This window comes from Acetobacter cibinongensis (genome assembly GCF_000963925.1).
Taxonomy (GTDB): domain Bacteria; phylum Pseudomonadota; class Alphaproteobacteria; order Acetobacterales; family Acetobacteraceae; genus Acetobacter; species Acetobacter cibinongensis.
The window spans coordinates 19848-35961 of sequence record NZ_BAMV01000057.1 but is presented as its reverse complement, the minus strand read 5'-3'; the positions used below and the strand labels follow the sequence as shown (position 1 = coordinate 35961).

Genomic DNA, 16114 nt, shown 5'->3' with positions numbered 1-16114 from the left:
AAGGCCGCAGGTTCAAATCCTGCCCCCGCAACCACCGATTCCCACATTGATGTTTTCGCAAGTCCTTTCAAGGACTTGCCCAATTTAGTGTCCTTCTGCTTCACGAATCTGAGCAGCGTGCCAAGCTCGCCATAGAGCGTCGCGAAGATCTCGCCGCGCTTATCACCCGGCGACAGGACGATCTTCTCCACCAGCGCACGGACGGCCTCGGACGCCTCGGCCCGGTCCTCTGGCTTGTTCAGGCTCTCGGTCAGACGCTCCACTTTCTTTTTGAACATCGCCGCGACATTCGGATGAATGTCGAGCGTATCCTCCAGTTCGGAGGAGAGCAGGGCATCGAGTTCGACTTTGCGAGCTTCGAGCGCGTCTATCTCCGCTTTCATGGCGGGATGAAACATGCCTTCCTTGATGGCCTCGACGATACCTCGAATGCCTTTCTCGACTTTCGCCAGTTCAGTCTTCCAGCCAGCACTGTTGGCGCGGCGCTCATGGTTCAGCCTGTTGGTCTCTTCCGTATAGGCTTTCATGGCTGCAGCGGCGGCTTCGGGTGTCATCAGTTTGTGCTTGAGGCCGGCCAGCACGCGCTCTTCAAGGTCGGGGCGCAGGATTGTCGCCTTGTTATGGCAGGAACGGTTCGCGATCCGGTTCGAGCAGGCATAGCGGTCCTTCTCACGGAGCGAGTAGGTGCCGCCGCAGACGCCGCAGAAAATCATACCCGAGAACAGGGATTTCGGGCGGCGCATGCCGTTCATCCGGTTTGCGGCCGATGTCCGGACGGCCGCGATGACGTTGACATATTGAGCAGCGATCTTCGCCTGACGGTCGCGGACTGCCTGCCAAAGTACGTCGTCGACAATACGCAGTTCGGGCACTTCGGTGATGATCCACTCAGACTCAGGGTTCAGCCGCGATACCCGCTTCCCGGTTGAGGGATCCTTGATATAGCGGAGCCGGTTCCAGACGAGACGGCCCACGTAAAGCTCGTTGTTGACGATCCCCGTGCCGCGCTGGACGTGGCCCCGGATCGTGGTGTCGATCCACGGTTTGCCGTTCGGGCCAGGGACGCTTTCATCATTGAGGGTCGCCATCACGTTTTTCGGCCAGATGCGGCTGGATGGCGGGGGGGGCGTCGGCGGCGCTTCTGACGTTCATAATCCTCGCGAGCCATCTGGCGGCCGATGAGCCGCGCCAGGCGGAGCACGCTGGCATCCGTCACATAAGGTGCGGCTGCCTCGTCGTCGGGAAGAATGATCTCGATCCGCGCCTGCCTGTCTCGTGCGTCCATGACGGTTTCTCCAGACGATACTGGAGTCATTGGACAGGGTCATGCATCATTGGAAAGAACAAAATAATCCTATGCGGTCATCGGCGGTGTTTGCGTAAGTAATAGGATGAATAGACGTCAACGAATAGGCGGGGAGAGTCGTTTCAGTTCTAATGGATTCCACTACCACGAATGTTCAGATGAGAGATTCTGAACCGAATTCCACGAGGTAAGTGTAGTTTTCGGCGATCCCAGACGTTCAATCAGGTCCACAGGCAATATAGGCCGTTAGGCGAACGACTGATTCTGGGATTACGATCTAGGATAGTGGTCATGATTGCCGTCTGAATGGTCCGGTACCGACGTCTTGCTGAACATTGCCTTAATGATGCTCTAAGGGGTTCAGTCTTTGCTATTGTTGACGGCACCGACGGGTGGGGCCACAATTTCTGCTTTGACGCCATCGAAGTGACGAGCGGCAGCAGTCTAGGCTCGATCATTGAACTGCCGAGATTGTCATGGCCTTATGATCCGTGATGAGCGATACATTAAACATTGTTGGTAATCTCAAAAGCAGTGTCCAAATGAATAGAGTCGAACTCGTCGCAATGATCCGCTTCCACCTCAGCGAGATGAAAGCGCGAAATGCACATCACGAGTTCGAACATCTCGCACGCTATCTAGCACGCGCCAAGGTGCACAGTAACATTCTGCCCGCAACAGGACCGGTAAGCGCCGGCGGCGACGGGGGACGCGACTTTGAGACATACCGAAGCTCGATCGCGCCACCGATCAGCGCGATATCGAACAAGCTAAGCTCCGGGTTGCAACGGGTAATGTTCGGATGTTCGTTAACGACTAAGATCGTCCCCAAGCTCAAAGCGGACGTTAGAGCGATGGCCGAGCTCGGAACGGCTGATGAGGTCGCGTATTTTTGCGAAGTGAATGTCCCGATCGCAAAGCGGCTCCAACTCATACGTTGGGCTGCATCCGAGTGCCGCCTCGAACTCCAAATCTTCGACGGTACCGCGATTGCTGAAATGCTGACGGACGCCGAAGTTTTCTGGATCGCGCAGCAATTTCTGAGTCTTCCGGCTGATACATTTCCGACACATGCTAGGGATCAAAGCTGGTATCAAGAGCAACGCGATAGGTGGCGTGGTAAGGAGCCGATGCCTTTCAGCTCGTCGGATTTCTTTGAGGTCAAATCTGGTCTCAGATATGCAACTTTCAATATTGAAGGGCGTCCTGATCTTCTCGAGTGGTTGAAGCTAATGGAGGTGTTTCGCTTAGAGCCTTGTTCCAGAGAAACAGTACGCGCTGCGTGTTACGAGATTGCTGTCGCTAATTATCGCGGCAAGTCTGACCTCAATCCCGGCAAACATCTCATTGTAGACTTCTTTTCCGACGTTGAGGCCTGGCTCGCGCCCTCAGACTTGCAGAATGCGGCAATTCTCGTGAGCTATGCCTTCAGTGCTTGGGGATTGGGCCACTTTACGTGCGAACTGAATGAGATCCTGGGGTGGCGTCGTCTAATAGCGGGTATCCTTAACCGCGAAATTGACGCTTCAGAGGGGCCTGGGCGCCTCGCCGCCTTGCTGCGTATCCGCGCATCGCTGGCGACCGTTCCGGAAAACGAAAACACTGTGCCAGACCCCAGTGTTGGCTTCGATGATTGGGACCGGATGCTCGACGCTGCCGACAGTGCACCACTGTTTCCGATTGAGAATTTCGCAGACTTTATCAATAAGCTTACCCCCGTGCTAGGCGAGCATCCTCGCTTTGAGGCGCTTGCCGAGCGCGTCGAGGATTTCGTCGCTAAGAAAGCGGGTCCCGCGGCAGCAGCCGACAAAAGCTTCGATCGCGCTATGGTCCGCTACCAGCAAGACGATCTCATACATGCGGTGCAAGACCTTCATCGTATCCAGCGCCGCTGGTTCACCGGAGACCGCCTCCAAGGCTTCCAACGAGCGACGTTCTTCCTTTCCAAATCATACCTTGAACTTGGCCTTGCCTATGCTGCCAAATATATGGCACTCGTCGGCAGCTACTTCGCACAGCAGAGTGAGAACACTGCGGTTAAGGCGCGCCTTCCCCAAATGCTCATGCTAGTGGCCGACGCAGATAATGCCGCCGGGAACTCCCTCTCTTACGTTCAGACTTTGCTGCCCATTATCGGTGCGCATTTCGCATTCGAACCGGACCCCTTCGATCATGATCGCCATTCAGAGTTAAACGCGCATCTTTGTCAGGTTACAGCTTTGCGGGGCATCGCCTGTCGCTTTGGCAGCGCGCACATGGCTATTGTTGACCAAGCTCTCGCGCTCTGGCCCGAGTACCTGAGACAATCAGTCGTTTCATCGTCGGAGAGTTCTGGCGGCTTTTGGCTTGAAGGTGGTCAGGATGATGTCTGGCGAGATATCGAAGAAGCCTTCATCGGGCGCCCCTTTGGCGACCTAGGAGCGCGGCGCCTAATCGAATGGCGTGCTTTGGGTGTTCGGTGGGTCGCAAGCTTTCCGAACACCTATGACGACACAGCACTTGCTGAAGAGTTTGTCGCTGAGTTGCAGATTGTGCAGGCAACGCTAGCGGGTGTTGATCTTATGCTGCTGCCGACAAGAGTCTGCATGGATCTCGCGGTGGCGACCGGGCCTAGCGACATGAGGTTGTCGAAAGGTAGCGGCAAGGCGAATGAAGAGGGCATTCATTTCTCGGTAAGTCTCTCACTCTACGACCAATCTGCTACAAAATTCGACGAAATGATCAAATCGACGATTGCAATCGCAGCTGCCCTCATCGGCGCATGCTCTGTTCTGCCACCTCATGTTCTGATCGAACGAACGGAGCAACTTCTCCGCGCGGCAATGGATAGGATTTTTGTAGCGAGGCCCTATTGTGAAATCTATCGTGTGACAATGCCGCGAGAACTCTTTCTAGGAGATGAGCGGGTAGGTCTTGGTCCACTTGCGGACCACCGCTTATTCACATCGCGAGAGCATCCGCTGCTAGGCTCTCCACGGGGACCCGGACAGGGTTATGACAGGGAGTGGGCGTTGCAGGCGATCGGGAAGCGCTACAAGAACGCTGCCCAATCGATCCGCCACACACTGCGCCGTTTGCTTGTTCGACCGGATCGACGTGCCGTGTTCGAAAGCTGGCATCGGCAGGGTATGCTGGATTGGGAAATTTTGTCGATTATCGCCAATACGGCTGCGAATATTCGCTTTCCATACGTGGACGAAGCTTCCGCCTTCGAGCAGTTCCAGCAAATACGTGCTATGTTCGATAGCAAGGAGCGACTTCGGGATGCCCTAGACCCGTCACTCTTCACTGACGAACTCCTTGTCGCCAGCCGATACAGTTTTCTTAGTGCATTCGCAGCGGGCTGGCAGTTAGAAGGAACCCCGGCACTCTCAGATCACAATGCTGTCGAAAAATTCTTAACAGAGCGATACGGTCTTCGATCCGACGACGTTAAGCACAGCGACCTGTTCAAGTGGAGCGACGCCGCGCCGGGCTGATGGAGGTTATTCTCTTCGCTAGATGCGAGGGCCGCGATCGCTCCCTGCAGGTTGGGTTCCCTAGCAACTGTGTTTAAGTGACGGAGCTAATGCGCAATGGTAGGCCTGTTTTGAGAATAGTCGACGTTCAATTAGTTAAAAGCGATATTTCCTCCGGCGAAGTTCGAATGCGGGCTCTCCGCCTTCCATAATATGTGTTATTGCGTTCTTGATTGCTGGCGTCTCGATTGCACCATCCACTTCAATGGCGATACGAACGGAACCTGTAACGGGATTCGGATTGGGCTCTCCTGTTGTAAGTGTTATAACCTTATCAGCATCGCCATTCACGACAACATTTGGATTATGTGTTGCAAAAATTAACTGCCGTCTAGACTTTGAGTTTCTGACGAGGTCAACAACTTTCATCACGACTTTATTGTCCAGATCGTCCTCAGGCTGATCAATAATCAGCGTGCCGGCAGATTGACGAAGAAGCAACTCTAGAAGGGCCGAGGCTTGTTGGCCTGGAGAGGCACGTTCGAACCCAATGTTTCGTCCTAACTCATCCACATATGTCAACGCAATGTAATCCCTCGGTGCTGCTGCTAAAAAGTTCCCTACGACTTGGTCATTGAGTGAATCAAAAAAGCGTCCCAGCGTACGTGGTGCTATATTTGATTCATTTCCAAAAAGCGCTTCTCCAAGACGTGCCGCTTGTGCTCCGCTAGGATCTGGTGCAGTTCCTATAATAATCTTCTCTCTATAGATTTCTTCGATCGTATTACAAAGTTCTTCCCAGTCGGCAACGAGTTTCAATTGTTGCGCACGTTGTCGACAACGATCCCTAGCGTCCTGTAGATAGCTTCCGTTACATATAATCTCTAGAGCTTTCAAGTAGTCGTCGGGTTGAGGGTCTGTCTTGACTTTTGCTTTTAGTGTTCCACCAGAGTGCCCAGCGACCTTTTCTGCTGCGTCTTGAAGTATTTCTCGCCGTCTTCCAATGTTATGTCGTAATGCCAAGCGTGCGTGCTGCAAGCGGGTAACACAATTCGCCTGCTCTGCAGCCGCTTCCTTTGCAATACGTTCCTTCTCAATTGCCGCCTCAAACTCCTTTGTGAGCCGTTGATTGTCTTCAATAGCTAAACGGTGTGCTGATTGCTGGTCTATCGCTTCTTTGTGACTTTTATCGAAACTTTCATTATCGACTTTATGCTCAGTCGCAGTTTCTGCTAAAATATCCTGAAAATTCTCTAGTTCAATCTGAATATTTTCTAAGAGAGATTGGATATTCTGGCGAGCGGTATCAGCTGCAGTTTGAATTTTGGAGAAATAAGGGAATGTTGTCGGATAAGTGACAGAGGCAAATTTTAAGAGATCGTCACTAATGCCGCTTAATTTTTTTTTGTATTGTTTCCTTGGAAACTTGAATTGATCGTATGTAGCTGCTCGCTCGGGAATACTCTGGCGCTTTTTCCAGAATTTTCATTGCCGCATCGCTAATACCGTCAGCTTGCAATCGTTCAGTGTTGGCAGCCAAGCGTTCCTTAAGATCAGTAACTAGAGTTGACATGCGTTTTTCTTCACGGAGCAACTGCCAGTACGCTGCAGCTTGCTGGAGCGCGGTCGTTATGGCTCGTTTGGACTTAACGATACTTTCATCAACCTCCCGACGAAGATCAAGCTCTTCCGCTGCGGCGATCCCTGTGATTTGATCTGCAGCTTTTGCTGGATCATTCATTGTCGACGAGAGGCCTTTCTGTTCAAAAGCCCTAGCCGGGAACCGCCTGCGAGCATCATCCAAAGAGAGGGTCGTCTCATTGTGCTTGCGATCGGAAATCGTAATCCGGTCGCGGTCGGCATAAGTACGGCGCCAAGTTTCCGGAACGCCGTCACGTTCAAGTGTAATCGTAACAAAGCCGCCATCTTGCAGAGTATCATCGATTAGTTTTTCATCCCGCTCACGGGGAGATGCTCCGTCGAGCAATCTTAAATCCGCAGCCGTCCGGGCTAATCCAAAGCGCAAATACTCTATGAAAGAGCTTTTTCCAGATCCTCTTCCGCCAATCAGTGCGTTAAATCCAGCATTAAATGTGAGAGATAGTTCTTCGTTGCCGGTGAGCGTTGAGCAGATAGTAAGCTGGGTGATGCGTTCGCTCGGAATTTGAGGCTCTTCAAACGAAATTCGTGCTTCGTCGGCCAGCATCGCTTGCCGCAGTGCTTCAAGAGAATGTTCCCCAAGCTTTAACCAACAATTATATTGTCCAAGCCGATCCCAAGTTTCTGTCTTGTTGTCACCGGTTGCAATAATTGCACGCCGTCGCTTTCCCCAGGCCGGCACATAGCCCCATATTTTATTGCGAGTTGTAATATCAAGTTCATCATAAGGCACTTCAACATAAACACCATCACATGCAAGTTCTGCAAAACGAAGATGATGTCCCTGAGAGTTGGCGCTTTTATGGGCTTCCAGGTGGCTGAAGTGCGGAAGAAGGATGCAGTGTTCGCGAATTAAGGGCTCGCTCTGGACTGCCTCAAAAAGCTCAGTGAGATTCATGCGGCATGGCTGGGTCGGAGGGGCGTTGGCTTCATGCTCTCCGGCTTCCATAATTCCCGTAAGCATTCCCATGAACTTTGAGAGGATGCGCTTGTGGCTGGAAGGGTCAAAAAGGACAATGCACTGCACATTGTCCTGACAGGTCACTTCAATACCACGAAAGACCATAATATTCTCATACGCGGAGGCTTCTTCTGCCACATATTCGGCCATACAGAAATCATGATGATCAGTGATGGCCACCACGCCCAATCCGCGTGTCTCACAAGCGTCCAGAAAACTCCGTGCCCAAGAACGTCTTGATTCCTCTGCGGTTCCATTGCCGCCCGGAAGGCCAGTTATTGCACCGCGCCAGCTTAGATCTCTAGGGGTATGACACTGTAGATCGCTCTTAAGCCATATTGTGCCTGGGTGATGCCCCTTTTGGTATACCAACTTACGCCCTCTCGGATCGATTAATACGCCTGATGCATTTGTGGCATCTTTTTTCCGAGTTGGATTATATGCCATTAAAATATCTAGAACACTATGATCGGCGTAGCAAAACAGACATGCGAAGCTTCCGGTGTTGTCAAATCTGGAATAACTTTATTGCAATACGGTAAATTCTTTGCTGGTTCCACCAGCAGCTATTGATCAGTATAAATGTTTGCGATTACCCGTTTTCTGATTGGGTCGTCGGATAATTGAATGTCAACCGACTCAGCATTACTGCCTTTTCAAAGATAAAGCTACTCTTTCTACCATGGCAATCGCGCGAGTATATTAAAGTAGGAGAGTCTGTTCGACAATTCCGATTGTGAATGGACGACTGATTTACGACAAAAAGCTAATGGCTCCGCCCTCGCGCCGGCAAGGGTGCGCGTCAGCGCGCTGACGCCGCCCGATGGGGTGTCCCCGATCTTCCTGCGCTGCGCTCCGTGCAGATCTGGCGATCCCCCTCCCCATCGGTCGCCCTTGCCGTTGCTACCCCGCTGCTCGCCGCGAGGCAGAGGAACAGCGGGGGCTGTTCCTCGCGGAACAAAGGGCAAAGACCATGACCGGCGACACGAACACGGCGACCGATTTCCGCAACACCATTCTCAACGGCGACAGCGTGCAGCTTATGCGCGCACTTCCTCGCAATGCGGTGGATTTCATCCTGACAGACCCGCCTTACCTGGTGAATTATCAGGGCAGGGACGGGCGGAAGGTTCGTAACGACGACAATGCGCGCTGGCTCCGGCCTGCTTTCAACCAGATGCACCGTGTCCTGAAATGGGGCGGGTTCGCCGTTTCGTTCTATGGCTGGAACCGCATCGACCTGTTTGCCGATGCCTGGAAGGCGGCGGGGTTCCGCATGGTCGGGCATATCGTCTTTCGCAAGTCCTACTCGTCATCTTCCCGATTTCTCCGGTATGAACATGAGAGCGCTTACCTGTTGGCTAAGGGGAATGTAACGCCTCCGGCAAAACCTATCCCGGACGTGCTCGACATGCCCTATAGCGGCAACAAACTGCACCCGACGCAACAGCCGGTGGCGGCCTTGCTTCCCCTAGTGGAAGCTTTCTGCCCGGTGGGTGGTCTGGTGCTGGACCCGTTTGCGGGTTCGGGTTCGTCGCTGGTGGCGGCGCAGCATCTTGGGCGCGACTGGCTGGGCATGGAACTGGACCCGGAGCACGCGGCCACGGCGACCCGTCGGCTGGCCTGGCACGGGGCAGGGAGGGCGGCGGCGTAAGCCGCCCTTTTCTTTCTTCACGCTTATCGGGCGGCCAGAAAATCGCGCCGGTCCTTCGGGACCGGCGGTGGGGACGCGCTGCCCGCGCGTGCGGCGCTCGCCGGCACGCCGGCTCGCAAGGTTCAGTGGAGCAGAATGCTGGACCAATGCCTTTTGATCCACTCTAAACGCTGCCGGGCCAACGCGCCGCGTTCCCGGCGCGAGCGGAAGGCGCCGACAGGGGCGCCTCGGTCAGGATTGTCTGGCGCGCTCCGCGCGCTGTCCCGATCGTGAAAACGATGTCGGGAAACTGGCTTCTATTCCCTGGATATATCGGAATCGTCCCAGCATGTGTGTGGTGTTCCACTTCTTGGGAAGGATGCGATCCATGCTGCTTGGTCTCGGAATTGTCCTTGGCGTCGCCGGTATCGGTTTCCTGTGCTGGCTGCTGCTTCTCTGTGCGGTCTATGCCGCCCCTCTGTTCGTGGCCGCGATGGTCTGCACCATGCTTTATGATCACGCCATGATGTCGGGCGCCCATGCCGTCCTTGCGGGTATCGGTGCCGGGATCATGGTTCTGGTGCTCGGTCAGGCGATCCTCGCATCCACGCGCAATCCCGTCTTACGGATTACGGTCTCGCTCCTGCTTGCTTTACCGGCCGCGCTGGCGGGGTTCGGCATGACGCTGGGGTTCAGCGGTCTGGGCGATATGGGTGCCATTCCGGCATATATCTTCGCGACATTCGGGGCGCTGTGCGTCGGCGGGGCCGCGTGGACGCGGCTGTGCGCCATCCAGCTCGCCTGAAAGCCTGATCTTCCGGCAGGCAAGTGTAGGGGCGGGGCGGTCAGTCCCCGTTGCGCGAGCAAGGGCGGCTCCATGGGATGAATGCGTGTGCTGTGTTCATCGAAAGGGCATGGACGGATGCATCGGGGGCCGGACTGTCCAGCGTCACGCTGAGATACGTCCATTCATGTGGTGAGGTATGTGCCTGCCGCGTCCATCATGGTTTTCCAGCATCGGTATGGGTGTGATCTCTGTCACAGGCCCGCTGTTCGATACGTGGACTGGTAACGGCCCCGGATTGTCCCGAGACGCAGGGAGACGTCCCCATCAGCCCCACGCCCCAGTCATGAAACACGACGGACTGCCCTGTCCCCACACAAGGCTGACGGTTCCGCACACCATGGCCTCTCGATATGGCCGATCTGCCCGAAGACCGGCTTCGCCACGTCCGGCTATGGCGCAACGGCGGCCCGCAACTTTCTTCCCCTGGGCTGCGCCCATTCCGCGCGGAACAAGAAAGTTGCGGTCCTGCCGTCCTCCGCGTTGCTCCGGCCCCTGCGGGGTGCGCCGCCGGTCGTCTCCGGGCTGACGATGGCCATCGAGGCCACGGTGGTCGCGGCCCGATACAACCAGGAGACAGGACAATGATCATCGGTTCATTCAAGAAAGTCGGCGAAGGGTACGAAGGCGAAATCGTCACCCTGACACAGAAAATCCGGGGCGTCCGCTTCGTGCCCGAAGCTAACCGGGCCAGAGACAATGTTCCCAACTTCCGGGTTCAGATCGGAAAACTGGAAGCCGGGGCTGCCTGGATCAAGCACACCACCGACTGGCGCGAATATCTCAGCGTGAAGCTGGACGATCCGACCCTTCCCGGTCCGATCTTCGCCAGCCTCTTCGAAGAGGAAGGGGGCGCCTACAACCTGGTCTGGAGCCGCCAGCGTCCACGCAACGGGGAGTGACCACCCCACGCCCCTCCGGTTCGCCGGAGGGGCTTTCAAGGGGGTAGGGTCGTCAGCGATGATTCCGCCCATTTCGTTCTTGTTTCGCGATCGCATGATCTCCGATTGCCAGCTTCCCGCTGGATAAAACGTCGTGGATACTGATTGTCCGGGCAGGCGTCGCCGCCCGTTCTCAGACACACGAGGGAGGGCGTCATGCCCGGAGCAGACTGGCAGAACCAGGCGCGGTATGAACACCTGCGCGATGCGAACCCGGCGGAACTCGGCTGGGAATATCTTCGGCGCAATCGTCGCTATCGCGACGAACAGCGCGCCTGCGCGGACCTGTCTCCCGACGATCCTGCCCAGGCGGAATTCGCCCGACGCTGGGGTCCGCGATTTCGCCGCCGATCCTGACCAGCGATTCAGCGCCCTGACCGCGCTCTGGTCGCGTCTGGCCCTGCCGACAGTTCTGGCTCTCAGGCCAATGCCGCCTGGCCAGACGCTGACGCCGCGTCGCCTTGAGCTGCATGCCCTGTCCGACGCGCGTTTCGTCGAAACGTCTGACGGTGTTTATGTTTCTGCTGTCTGCGGTGGTGTGATCTGGCAACTCTGGATGGAACGACAATGGCCGGGCGAGGGTCATTATACTTTCGAGCAGGCGTATGACAGATTCACGCCGCTGCGTGCCCATGAGGCGTTCCGGCTGTGGCGCGTGCTTGCGGGTCATGCGGACCCCGGCCCCTGGCACAGGATGTCGGCGCAGTCCATCGCTCGCCACATCCTTGCCCTGCGCGTCGCCGATGCGCGTGCCGCAGGTGTTGGCGAGCGGGTGATCGCCGATCGCCTGCTCGGTGAACCGACGCCCAGTGCTTATGACTGGCCCGATATTGCCGGGCGCGGCCGGTTTCGTCGTCTCGAAAATCTGGCGAACCGGATGATCGACGGCGGTTACCGCGATCTTATGGGCTATCCATTGTCGCGCCGCAGGTGAGTGCAGGGCCGCATCTGTCTGCATTGCTTTGCCCTTGATTTTCGTGACGACTCCCTGACGACAGCGAAGCACAAAAAGCCGTTTTCCCGGAAGGTATTTTCGAAGGCATGCGGTGAACGGCGGCGTTCGGGTGGTGAAAAGGACGGGTTCCAGTCTCGTTTCATGGACGTTTTTGTCGTCGATAAAAACGTCCATTCCCTGAGCCGCAGATTATCCACCAGCTTCCCTCCATATCCCGCCGGTCCCTGTCCGGCGTGGCATTGGAAAGGGAGACAAGGTCATGGCGATCCCGCCGCACCTGATGCGTGTGCGTGAAGCGGCCCGGTTTCTGGGTATCTCGCTCCGCACGCTTGAAAAACATCGCACCTACGGCACCGGCCCGCTCTACCGGAAGGTCGGCGGACGGGTGCTTTATTCCGTCGAGGACATGATGGCCTGGACCGCCGGGGGCGCACGTCACTCGCCGTCCGAGACGACACCCACCCGTGTCTTTCCGGCCCGGCCCCTGACCCAAGAAGAACGGGAGAGCCTGTGATGGGCACTGGGGAAAGCTGGCGCGAGCCAGACCGCCGCTTCGTGGTCAGCGGACCGGCGAGCCCGCGTGACCAGCGTGATCTGATGGGGCGACCATTCTTCGCGCTGGCCAGGCGTCCGCGCTTCGAGCCAGTTCGTTACCGGTCCCGACAGATCGACGTGATCGTCCGGGCATCGGCGGACGAAGGTAACCTCGCGAGCCTGCCGCTGTCGACATTGTCGACGCTGCAATCGACGATTTCCCAGACGACGGCTCTGCTCGCGCAGGCGCAGAACATTGCCTACAGCGTCCAGTCCGTCGAGCAGCAGTATCAGCAGGCCTATACGTCAGTGTCCTCCGGGATGTCCGATAGCGCCCTGTTTTCTCAGGCGCAGACACGCTGGCAGAATTCCGTCGGCGGGTTCGAGGATGCCCTGAAGCTGCAGGCGCGGGTGGTAGGAAACATCCCCACCGACAGCAGCGCCATGACGCAGCTTGTTTCCGCCAGCCAGACCTCCACGGGCGCGTTGCAGGCGGCCCAGGCCGGGAACCAGCTTCTCGCCCTGCAATCCCGCCAGCTATCCGACATTCAGGCTGAACTCGCCGCCAATGGTCGGGCAACGGCGCTGCAACAGGCGCGTGAGGCCGTAACGGAAGCCGAAAGCGAGGCGCAGTATCAGCATTTCTCCCGGCATGACGCCTACGTGCCCGGCACCGTGTCCATGTTTGGTAGCAGTGGGAACTGACCGCCATGGCCACCAATGATGTCGGGGTAATTGATACTTTCCTGAACACCTTCACGACCACGATCGATACCGGGTTCGGTCTGGTGAAAGGGAATGTGATCTCCTTGGCCGGAACGCTGTCCGTGCTGGATGTCGCTTTGGCCGGGTTGTTCTGGGCTTGGGCAGCGGATGAGGACATCATCCAGCGTCTGGTGAAGAAGACGCTGTATATCGGGTTCTTCGCCTGGGTCATCAACGATTTCGATGCGCTCTCGAAGATCGTCTTCGACAGTTTTGCGGCCCTCGGTCTGAAAGCCGGAGGTGGAACGCTAGCAGTTTCGGATTTTCTGCGTCCCGGCCGACTGGCCGCGACGGGGTTCGATGCGGCCCAGCCGCTTCTGGACTCTGTCCATAATCTCCTTGGCCCTGTCGCCTTCTTTACGAACTTCATCCAGATCTTCGTGCTCTGTCTGTCCTGGCTGATCGTGCTGGCGGCGTTTTTTATTCTGGCCGTGCAGCTTTTTGTCGCCCTGATCGAATTCAAGCTGACCACGCTGGCAGGCTTCGTGCTGATCCCGTTCGCCCTGTTCAATCGCACCGCCTTTCTGGCCGAAAAGGTGCTGGGCAATGTCGTGTCATCGGGTGTGAAGATCATGGTGCTGGCGGTCATTTCCGCCATCGCATCCGTGCTCTTCAGGCAGTTTGCGACGTCTTATGGCGATGCTGTTCCCACGGTCGGGCAGGCGACCTCGGTGGTGCTGGCCTCTCTTGCAATTGTCGGCCTGTCCATTTTTGGCGGCAGCATCGCCAATGGGCTGATTTCCGGCGCCCCCCAGCTTGGGGCAGGGGCTGCTGTCGGTACCGGTATGGCGGTCGGCGCCATGGGGGCGGCTGCCGTAGCGGGCGTTGGAGCCGTCGCTTCTGGCGGTGCCGCAGCCGTGGGCGCGACCGCCGCTGCTGCACGGGGAGGGGCTGCGATCGCGGGGGCCGCCACGTCCGCCTATTCGGCCGGAGCCGCCGGCGCCTCTGGTGGCGCGGGCAGCATGGCCGCCGGGATCGGAGGCATGGGCCGGGCCGTCGGCGGGAATATCGCGAATGCCGCCAAAGGGGCGGCCTCGCGTGCAGGCTCATCTCTCAGGGAAAGCTACGCCGCCGGCGGACGCTGGGCCGCGCGCGGGATGGGGGGCGACAGTCCAACGGGCGATGGCGGTGACGGCAGTTCATCCGGTGGTGGTGGTGACCCCACGGGTAGCGACCCCGCCGGTTCTGGTCCGTCTGGTCCCGACGGTGGTGGCGGTTCCGGTCCGACAACCGGCGGTGAGCCGCCGCGCTGGGCGCGAAAGATGAAACGTCGCAATGCCGCAACCCATGCCGCCGAGGCGGCTCATGTCATCTGCTCCGCCGATGGCGGAGGCGGGTCGGCGTCCATCGATCTCTCGGAAAAGGAATAAACGCGATGTTCCGTCGCTCGACCACACGCTACGGGACCACGCCCGAGCCGGTGACACCCTATCAGAAAGCAGCACAGATCTGGGACGAGCGTATTGGCTCCGCTCGGGTGCAGGCCCGCAACTGGCGGCTGATGGCGTTTGGCTCATTAGTCCTGTCCGCCAGCCTTGGCGCGGGACTGATCTGGCAGTCCGCGCGCGGCACGATTGTGCCGTGGGTCGTGCAGGTCGATCGGCTGGGGCAGGCGCAGGTCGTGGCTCCGGCAACAGCGGGTTATATGCCTGCCGACCCGCAGATCGCCTGGTATCTGGCGCAGTTCATTGGCGATGTCCGCTCCCTGTCGTCGGATGCCGTCGTGGTTCGGCACAACTGGCTGCGCGCGTATGATTTCACCACCACGTCCGGTGCTGTGGCGCTGAACGACTATGCCCGTCTCAACGATCCCTTCTCACGCATCGGGCACGAGCAGGTCGAGGTGGACATCGCCTCGGTGATCCGGGCCTCGCCTGGCAGCTTCCGTGTCGCCTGGACCGAGCGGCATTACCGCGATGGGGCTTTTGTGGGTACGGAGCGATGGACCGCCATCGTGTCCATTGTTCTTCGCACGCCGCGTGACGCTGACCATCTGCGGAAAAATCCCCTCGGCATCTACGTCTCCGCCATCAACTGGTCGAAGGAGCTGGGCCAATGATCCGTCGTGCTCTTCGTGTTCTGCCACTGCTGGCCCTGCCTCTGGCAGGCTGCGCGTCGCAGTATCATCCGCCGGTCATCCGCTACGATGATGCCGTGCAGGCTATACGTCTGCCGGATCCGCCGAAGCCGGTCCAGGTGGTCGAAGTCCCGAAGCCGCTTCCCTTGCCGGGTCAGCTCAAGCCACTGCCGTCCCGACGCATGGCCCATCCGGCCCCTGAAGTCGCTGATCCGACCGCGCGGGTCACGCAGGCCAATCTGGCGGCGCGCATCCAGCCCACGCGGGCCGGGTTCATCAATGCGGTGCAGGTCTATCCCTATAGTCCGGGGGCGCTCTATCAGGTCTACACCTCGCCAGGTGAGATCACCGACATCATGCTCCAGCAGGGCGAAAAGCTGGTCGGCACCGGACCGGTGGCGGCCGGTGATACCGTTCGCTGGATCATCGGCGATACCGAGAGCGGGACAGGGGCGACAAAACGCATCCATATTCTGGTTAAGCCGACACGGCCGGATCTGACCACCAACCTGATCGTCAATACCGACCGACGGACCTATCTTGCCGAATTGAGGTCAACGCCAGCCACTTATATGGCATCGGTTTCATGGAATTACCCCGAGGATGACCTGATTGCCCTGCACCGGCAGAACAGAGCGGCAGAGGACGAAGCACCCGTTAAAACGGGTCTCACTCTCGATACCCTGAATTTCCGCTATTCCATCCAGCCGGTGAAAGGCGGCACGCCGCCCTGGCTTCCCAGCCGGACCTTCGATGACGGGCATAAGGTCTATATCGCCTTTCCTGCCGGGATCGGGCAGGGGGAACTGCCGCCGCTCTTCGTTCTGGGAGCCGATGGCGGGCCGGAACTGGTCAATTACCGGGTAAGACAGAACTGGATGATCGTAGACCGGCTGTTTGCCGCTGCCGAGTTGCGGCTGGGGGATAAACACTCCGAGCAGCGGGTGCGCATCGTGCGGACGGACGGCAGGAAGTCATGAC

Annotated in this window: 16 protein-coding genes; 11 read left to right on the top strand and 5 right to left on the bottom strand. The window is 57.7% G+C overall.

The genetic code is table 11. The features are described 5' to 3' along the window. On the bottom strand, nt 1-1088 hold a 1088-nt coding region (locus Abci_RS13800; RefSeq protein WP_456303673.1), incomplete at its 3' end, for a recombinase family protein. Then, nucleotides 1088-1315: a hypothetical protein gene (locus Abci_RS13795; protein WP_244877704.1), complete on the bottom strand. Its 228-nt coding sequence runs from the start codon at nt 1313-1315 to the stop codon at nt 1088-1090. The genes Abci_RS13800 and Abci_RS13795, both read right to left, overlap by 1 nt. A 485-nt stretch (nt 1316-1800) precedes the next feature. Here Abci_RS13795 and Abci_RS13790 point away from each other — a divergent pair, with 485 nt between their 5' ends. After that, entirely contained in the window at nt 1801-4785 is a 2985-nt protein-coding gene (locus tag Abci_RS13790) for a hypothetical protein (RefSeq protein ID WP_146807008.1), read from the top strand. Between the two features lie 135 nt (nt 4786-4920). On the opposite strand, the gene Abci_RS13785 is transcribed toward Abci_RS13790, so the two are convergent. Next, the gene (locus Abci_RS13785) at nt 4921-5787 is read right to left on the bottom strand and encodes an AAA family ATPase (protein WP_158319808.1); all 867 of its coding nucleotides are present in this window, start codon (nt 5785-5787) and stop codon (nt 4921-4923) included. A 361-nt stretch (nt 5788-6148) separates the two neighbouring features. After that, the gene (locus Abci_RS13780; protein WP_158319807.1) at nt 6149-7567 is read right to left on the bottom strand and encodes an AAA family ATPase; all 1419 of its coding nucleotides are present in this window, start codon (nt 7565-7567) and stop codon (nt 6149-6151) included. A 790-nt stretch (nt 7568-8357) separates the two neighbouring features. On the opposite strand from Abci_RS13780, the gene Abci_RS13775 reads away from it, so the two are divergent. Both Abci_RS13775 and Abci_RS13770 read left to right on the top strand, forming a co-directional pair. After that, complete coding sequence (locus tag Abci_RS13775; RefSeq protein WP_048839744.1) at nt 8358-9038, top strand: DNA methyltransferase; 681 nt, start codon at nt 8358-8360, stop codon at nt 9036-9038. 367 nt (nt 9039-9405) lie between these two features. Then, complete coding sequence (locus Abci_RS13770) at nt 9406-9822, top strand: hypothetical protein (RefSeq protein ID WP_048839743.1); 417 nt, start codon at nt 9406-9408, stop codon at nt 9820-9822. 306 nt (nt 9823-10128) lie between these two features. Here Abci_RS13770 and Abci_RS13765 read toward each other — a convergent pair whose 3' ends face one another. Beyond that, nucleotides 10129-10446 carry a hypothetical protein gene (locus Abci_RS13765; protein WP_181015857.1) on the bottom strand — a complete coding sequence of 106 codons (318 nt, stop codon included), beginning with the start codon at nt 10444-10446 and terminating at the stop codon, nt 10129-10131. Between Abci_RS13765 and Abci_RS13760 the strand changes: the two genes are divergently transcribed. The 8 genes from Abci_RS13760 (at nt 10446) to trbG (ending at nt 16113) form a co-directional block, all read left to right on the top strand. After that, on the top strand, nt 10446-10763 hold the full coding sequence (locus Abci_RS13760) for a DUF736 domain-containing protein (RefSeq protein ID WP_084597694.1): 318 nt from the start codon (nt 10446-10448) through the stop codon (nt 10761-10763). The two genes, Abci_RS13765 and Abci_RS13760, sit on opposite strands and share 1 nt — an antisense overlap. A gap of 195 nt (nt 10764-10958) precedes the next feature. Beyond that, nucleotides 10959-11159 (top strand): transcriptional regulator domain-containing protein, encoded by a 201-nt coding sequence (locus Abci_RS14425; RefSeq protein WP_219810317.1) that lies wholly within the window; start codon nt 10959-10961, stop codon nt 11157-11159. Nucleotides 11160-11229: 70 nt separating this feature from the next. Further along, nucleotides 11230-11736 carry a DUF2285 domain-containing protein gene (locus Abci_RS13755; protein ID WP_048839741.1) on the top strand — a complete coding sequence of 169 codons (507 nt, stop codon included), beginning with the start codon at nt 11230-11232 and terminating at the stop codon, nt 11734-11736. A gap of 280 nt (nt 11737-12016) precedes the next feature. After that, nucleotides 12017-12271: a helix-turn-helix transcriptional regulator gene (locus tag Abci_RS13750; protein WP_048839740.1), complete on the top strand. Its 255-nt coding sequence runs from the start codon at nt 12017-12019 to the stop codon at nt 12269-12271. Continuing rightward, nucleotides 12271-12996 (top strand): P-type conjugative transfer protein TrbJ, encoded by a 726-nt coding sequence (gene trbJ / locus Abci_RS13745; protein WP_244877703.1) that lies wholly within the window; start codon nt 12271-12273, stop codon nt 12994-12996. The genes Abci_RS13750 and trbJ overlap by 1 nt, the downstream gene beginning before the upstream one ends. 5 nt (nt 12997-13001) lie before the next feature. Next, nucleotides 13002-14426: a P-type conjugative transfer protein TrbL gene (trbL, locus tag Abci_RS13740; RefSeq protein ID WP_048839739.1), complete on the top strand. Its 1425-nt coding sequence runs from the start codon at nt 13002-13004 to the stop codon at nt 14424-14426. A gap of 5 nt (nt 14427-14431) precedes the next feature. Further along, on the top strand, nt 14432-15115 hold the full coding sequence (gene trbF / locus Abci_RS13735) for a conjugal transfer protein TrbF (protein WP_048839738.1): 684 nt from the start codon (nt 14432-14434) through the stop codon (nt 15113-15115). After that, nucleotides 15112-16113 (top strand): P-type conjugative transfer protein TrbG, encoded by a 1002-nt coding sequence (trbG, locus tag Abci_RS13730; protein WP_048839737.1) that lies wholly within the window; start codon nt 15112-15114, stop codon nt 16111-16113. Before trbF ends, trbG begins: the two co-directional genes overlap by 4 nt. Nucleotide 16114 lies beyond the last annotated feature (1 nt).

Excerpts from the sequence above, each read along its gene's own strand:
- Abci_RS13755 (WP_048839741.1), top strand. The coding sequence starts at position 11,230 with ATGCCGCCTGGCCAGACGCTGACGCCGCGTCGCCTTGAGCTGCATGCC.
- Abci_RS13760 (WP_084597694.1), top strand. The coding sequence starts at position 10,446 with ATGATCATCGGTTCATTCAAGAAAGTCGGCGAAGGGTACGAAGGCGAA.
- trbF (WP_048839738.1), top strand. The coding sequence starts at position 14,432 with ATGTTCCGTCGCTCGACCACACGCTACGGGACCACGCCCGAGCCGGTG.
- trbL (WP_048839739.1), top strand. The coding sequence starts at position 13,002 with ATGGCCACCAATGATGTCGGGGTAATTGATACTTTCCTGAACACCTTC.
- trbJ (WP_244877703.1), top strand. The coding sequence starts at position 12,271 with ATGGGCACTGGGGAAAGCTGGCGCGAGCCAGACCGCCGCTTCGTGGTC.
- trbG (WP_048839737.1), top strand. The coding sequence starts at position 15,112 with ATGATCCGTCGTGCTCTTCGTGTTCTGCCACTGCTGGCCCTGCCTCTG.
- Abci_RS14425 (WP_219810317.1), top strand. The coding sequence starts at position 10,959 with ATGCCCGGAGCAGACTGGCAGAACCAGGCGCGGTATGAACACCTGCGC.
- Abci_RS13790 (WP_146807008.1), top strand. The coding sequence starts at position 1,801 with ATGAGCGATACATTAAACATTGTTGGTAATCTCAAAAGCAGTGTCCAA.
- Abci_RS13750 (WP_048839740.1), top strand. The coding sequence starts at position 12,017 with ATGGCGATCCCGCCGCACCTGATGCGTGTGCGTGAAGCGGCCCGGTTT.
- Abci_RS13795 (WP_244877704.1), bottom strand. The coding sequence starts at position 1,315 with ATGACTCCAGTATCGTCTGGAGAAACCGTCATGGACGCACGAGACAGG.
- Abci_RS13775 (WP_048839744.1), top strand. The coding sequence starts at position 8,358 with ATGACCGGCGACACGAACACGGCGACCGATTTCCGCAACACCATTCTC.
- Abci_RS13770 (WP_048839743.1), top strand. The coding sequence starts at position 9,406 with ATGCTGCTTGGTCTCGGAATTGTCCTTGGCGTCGCCGGTATCGGTTTC.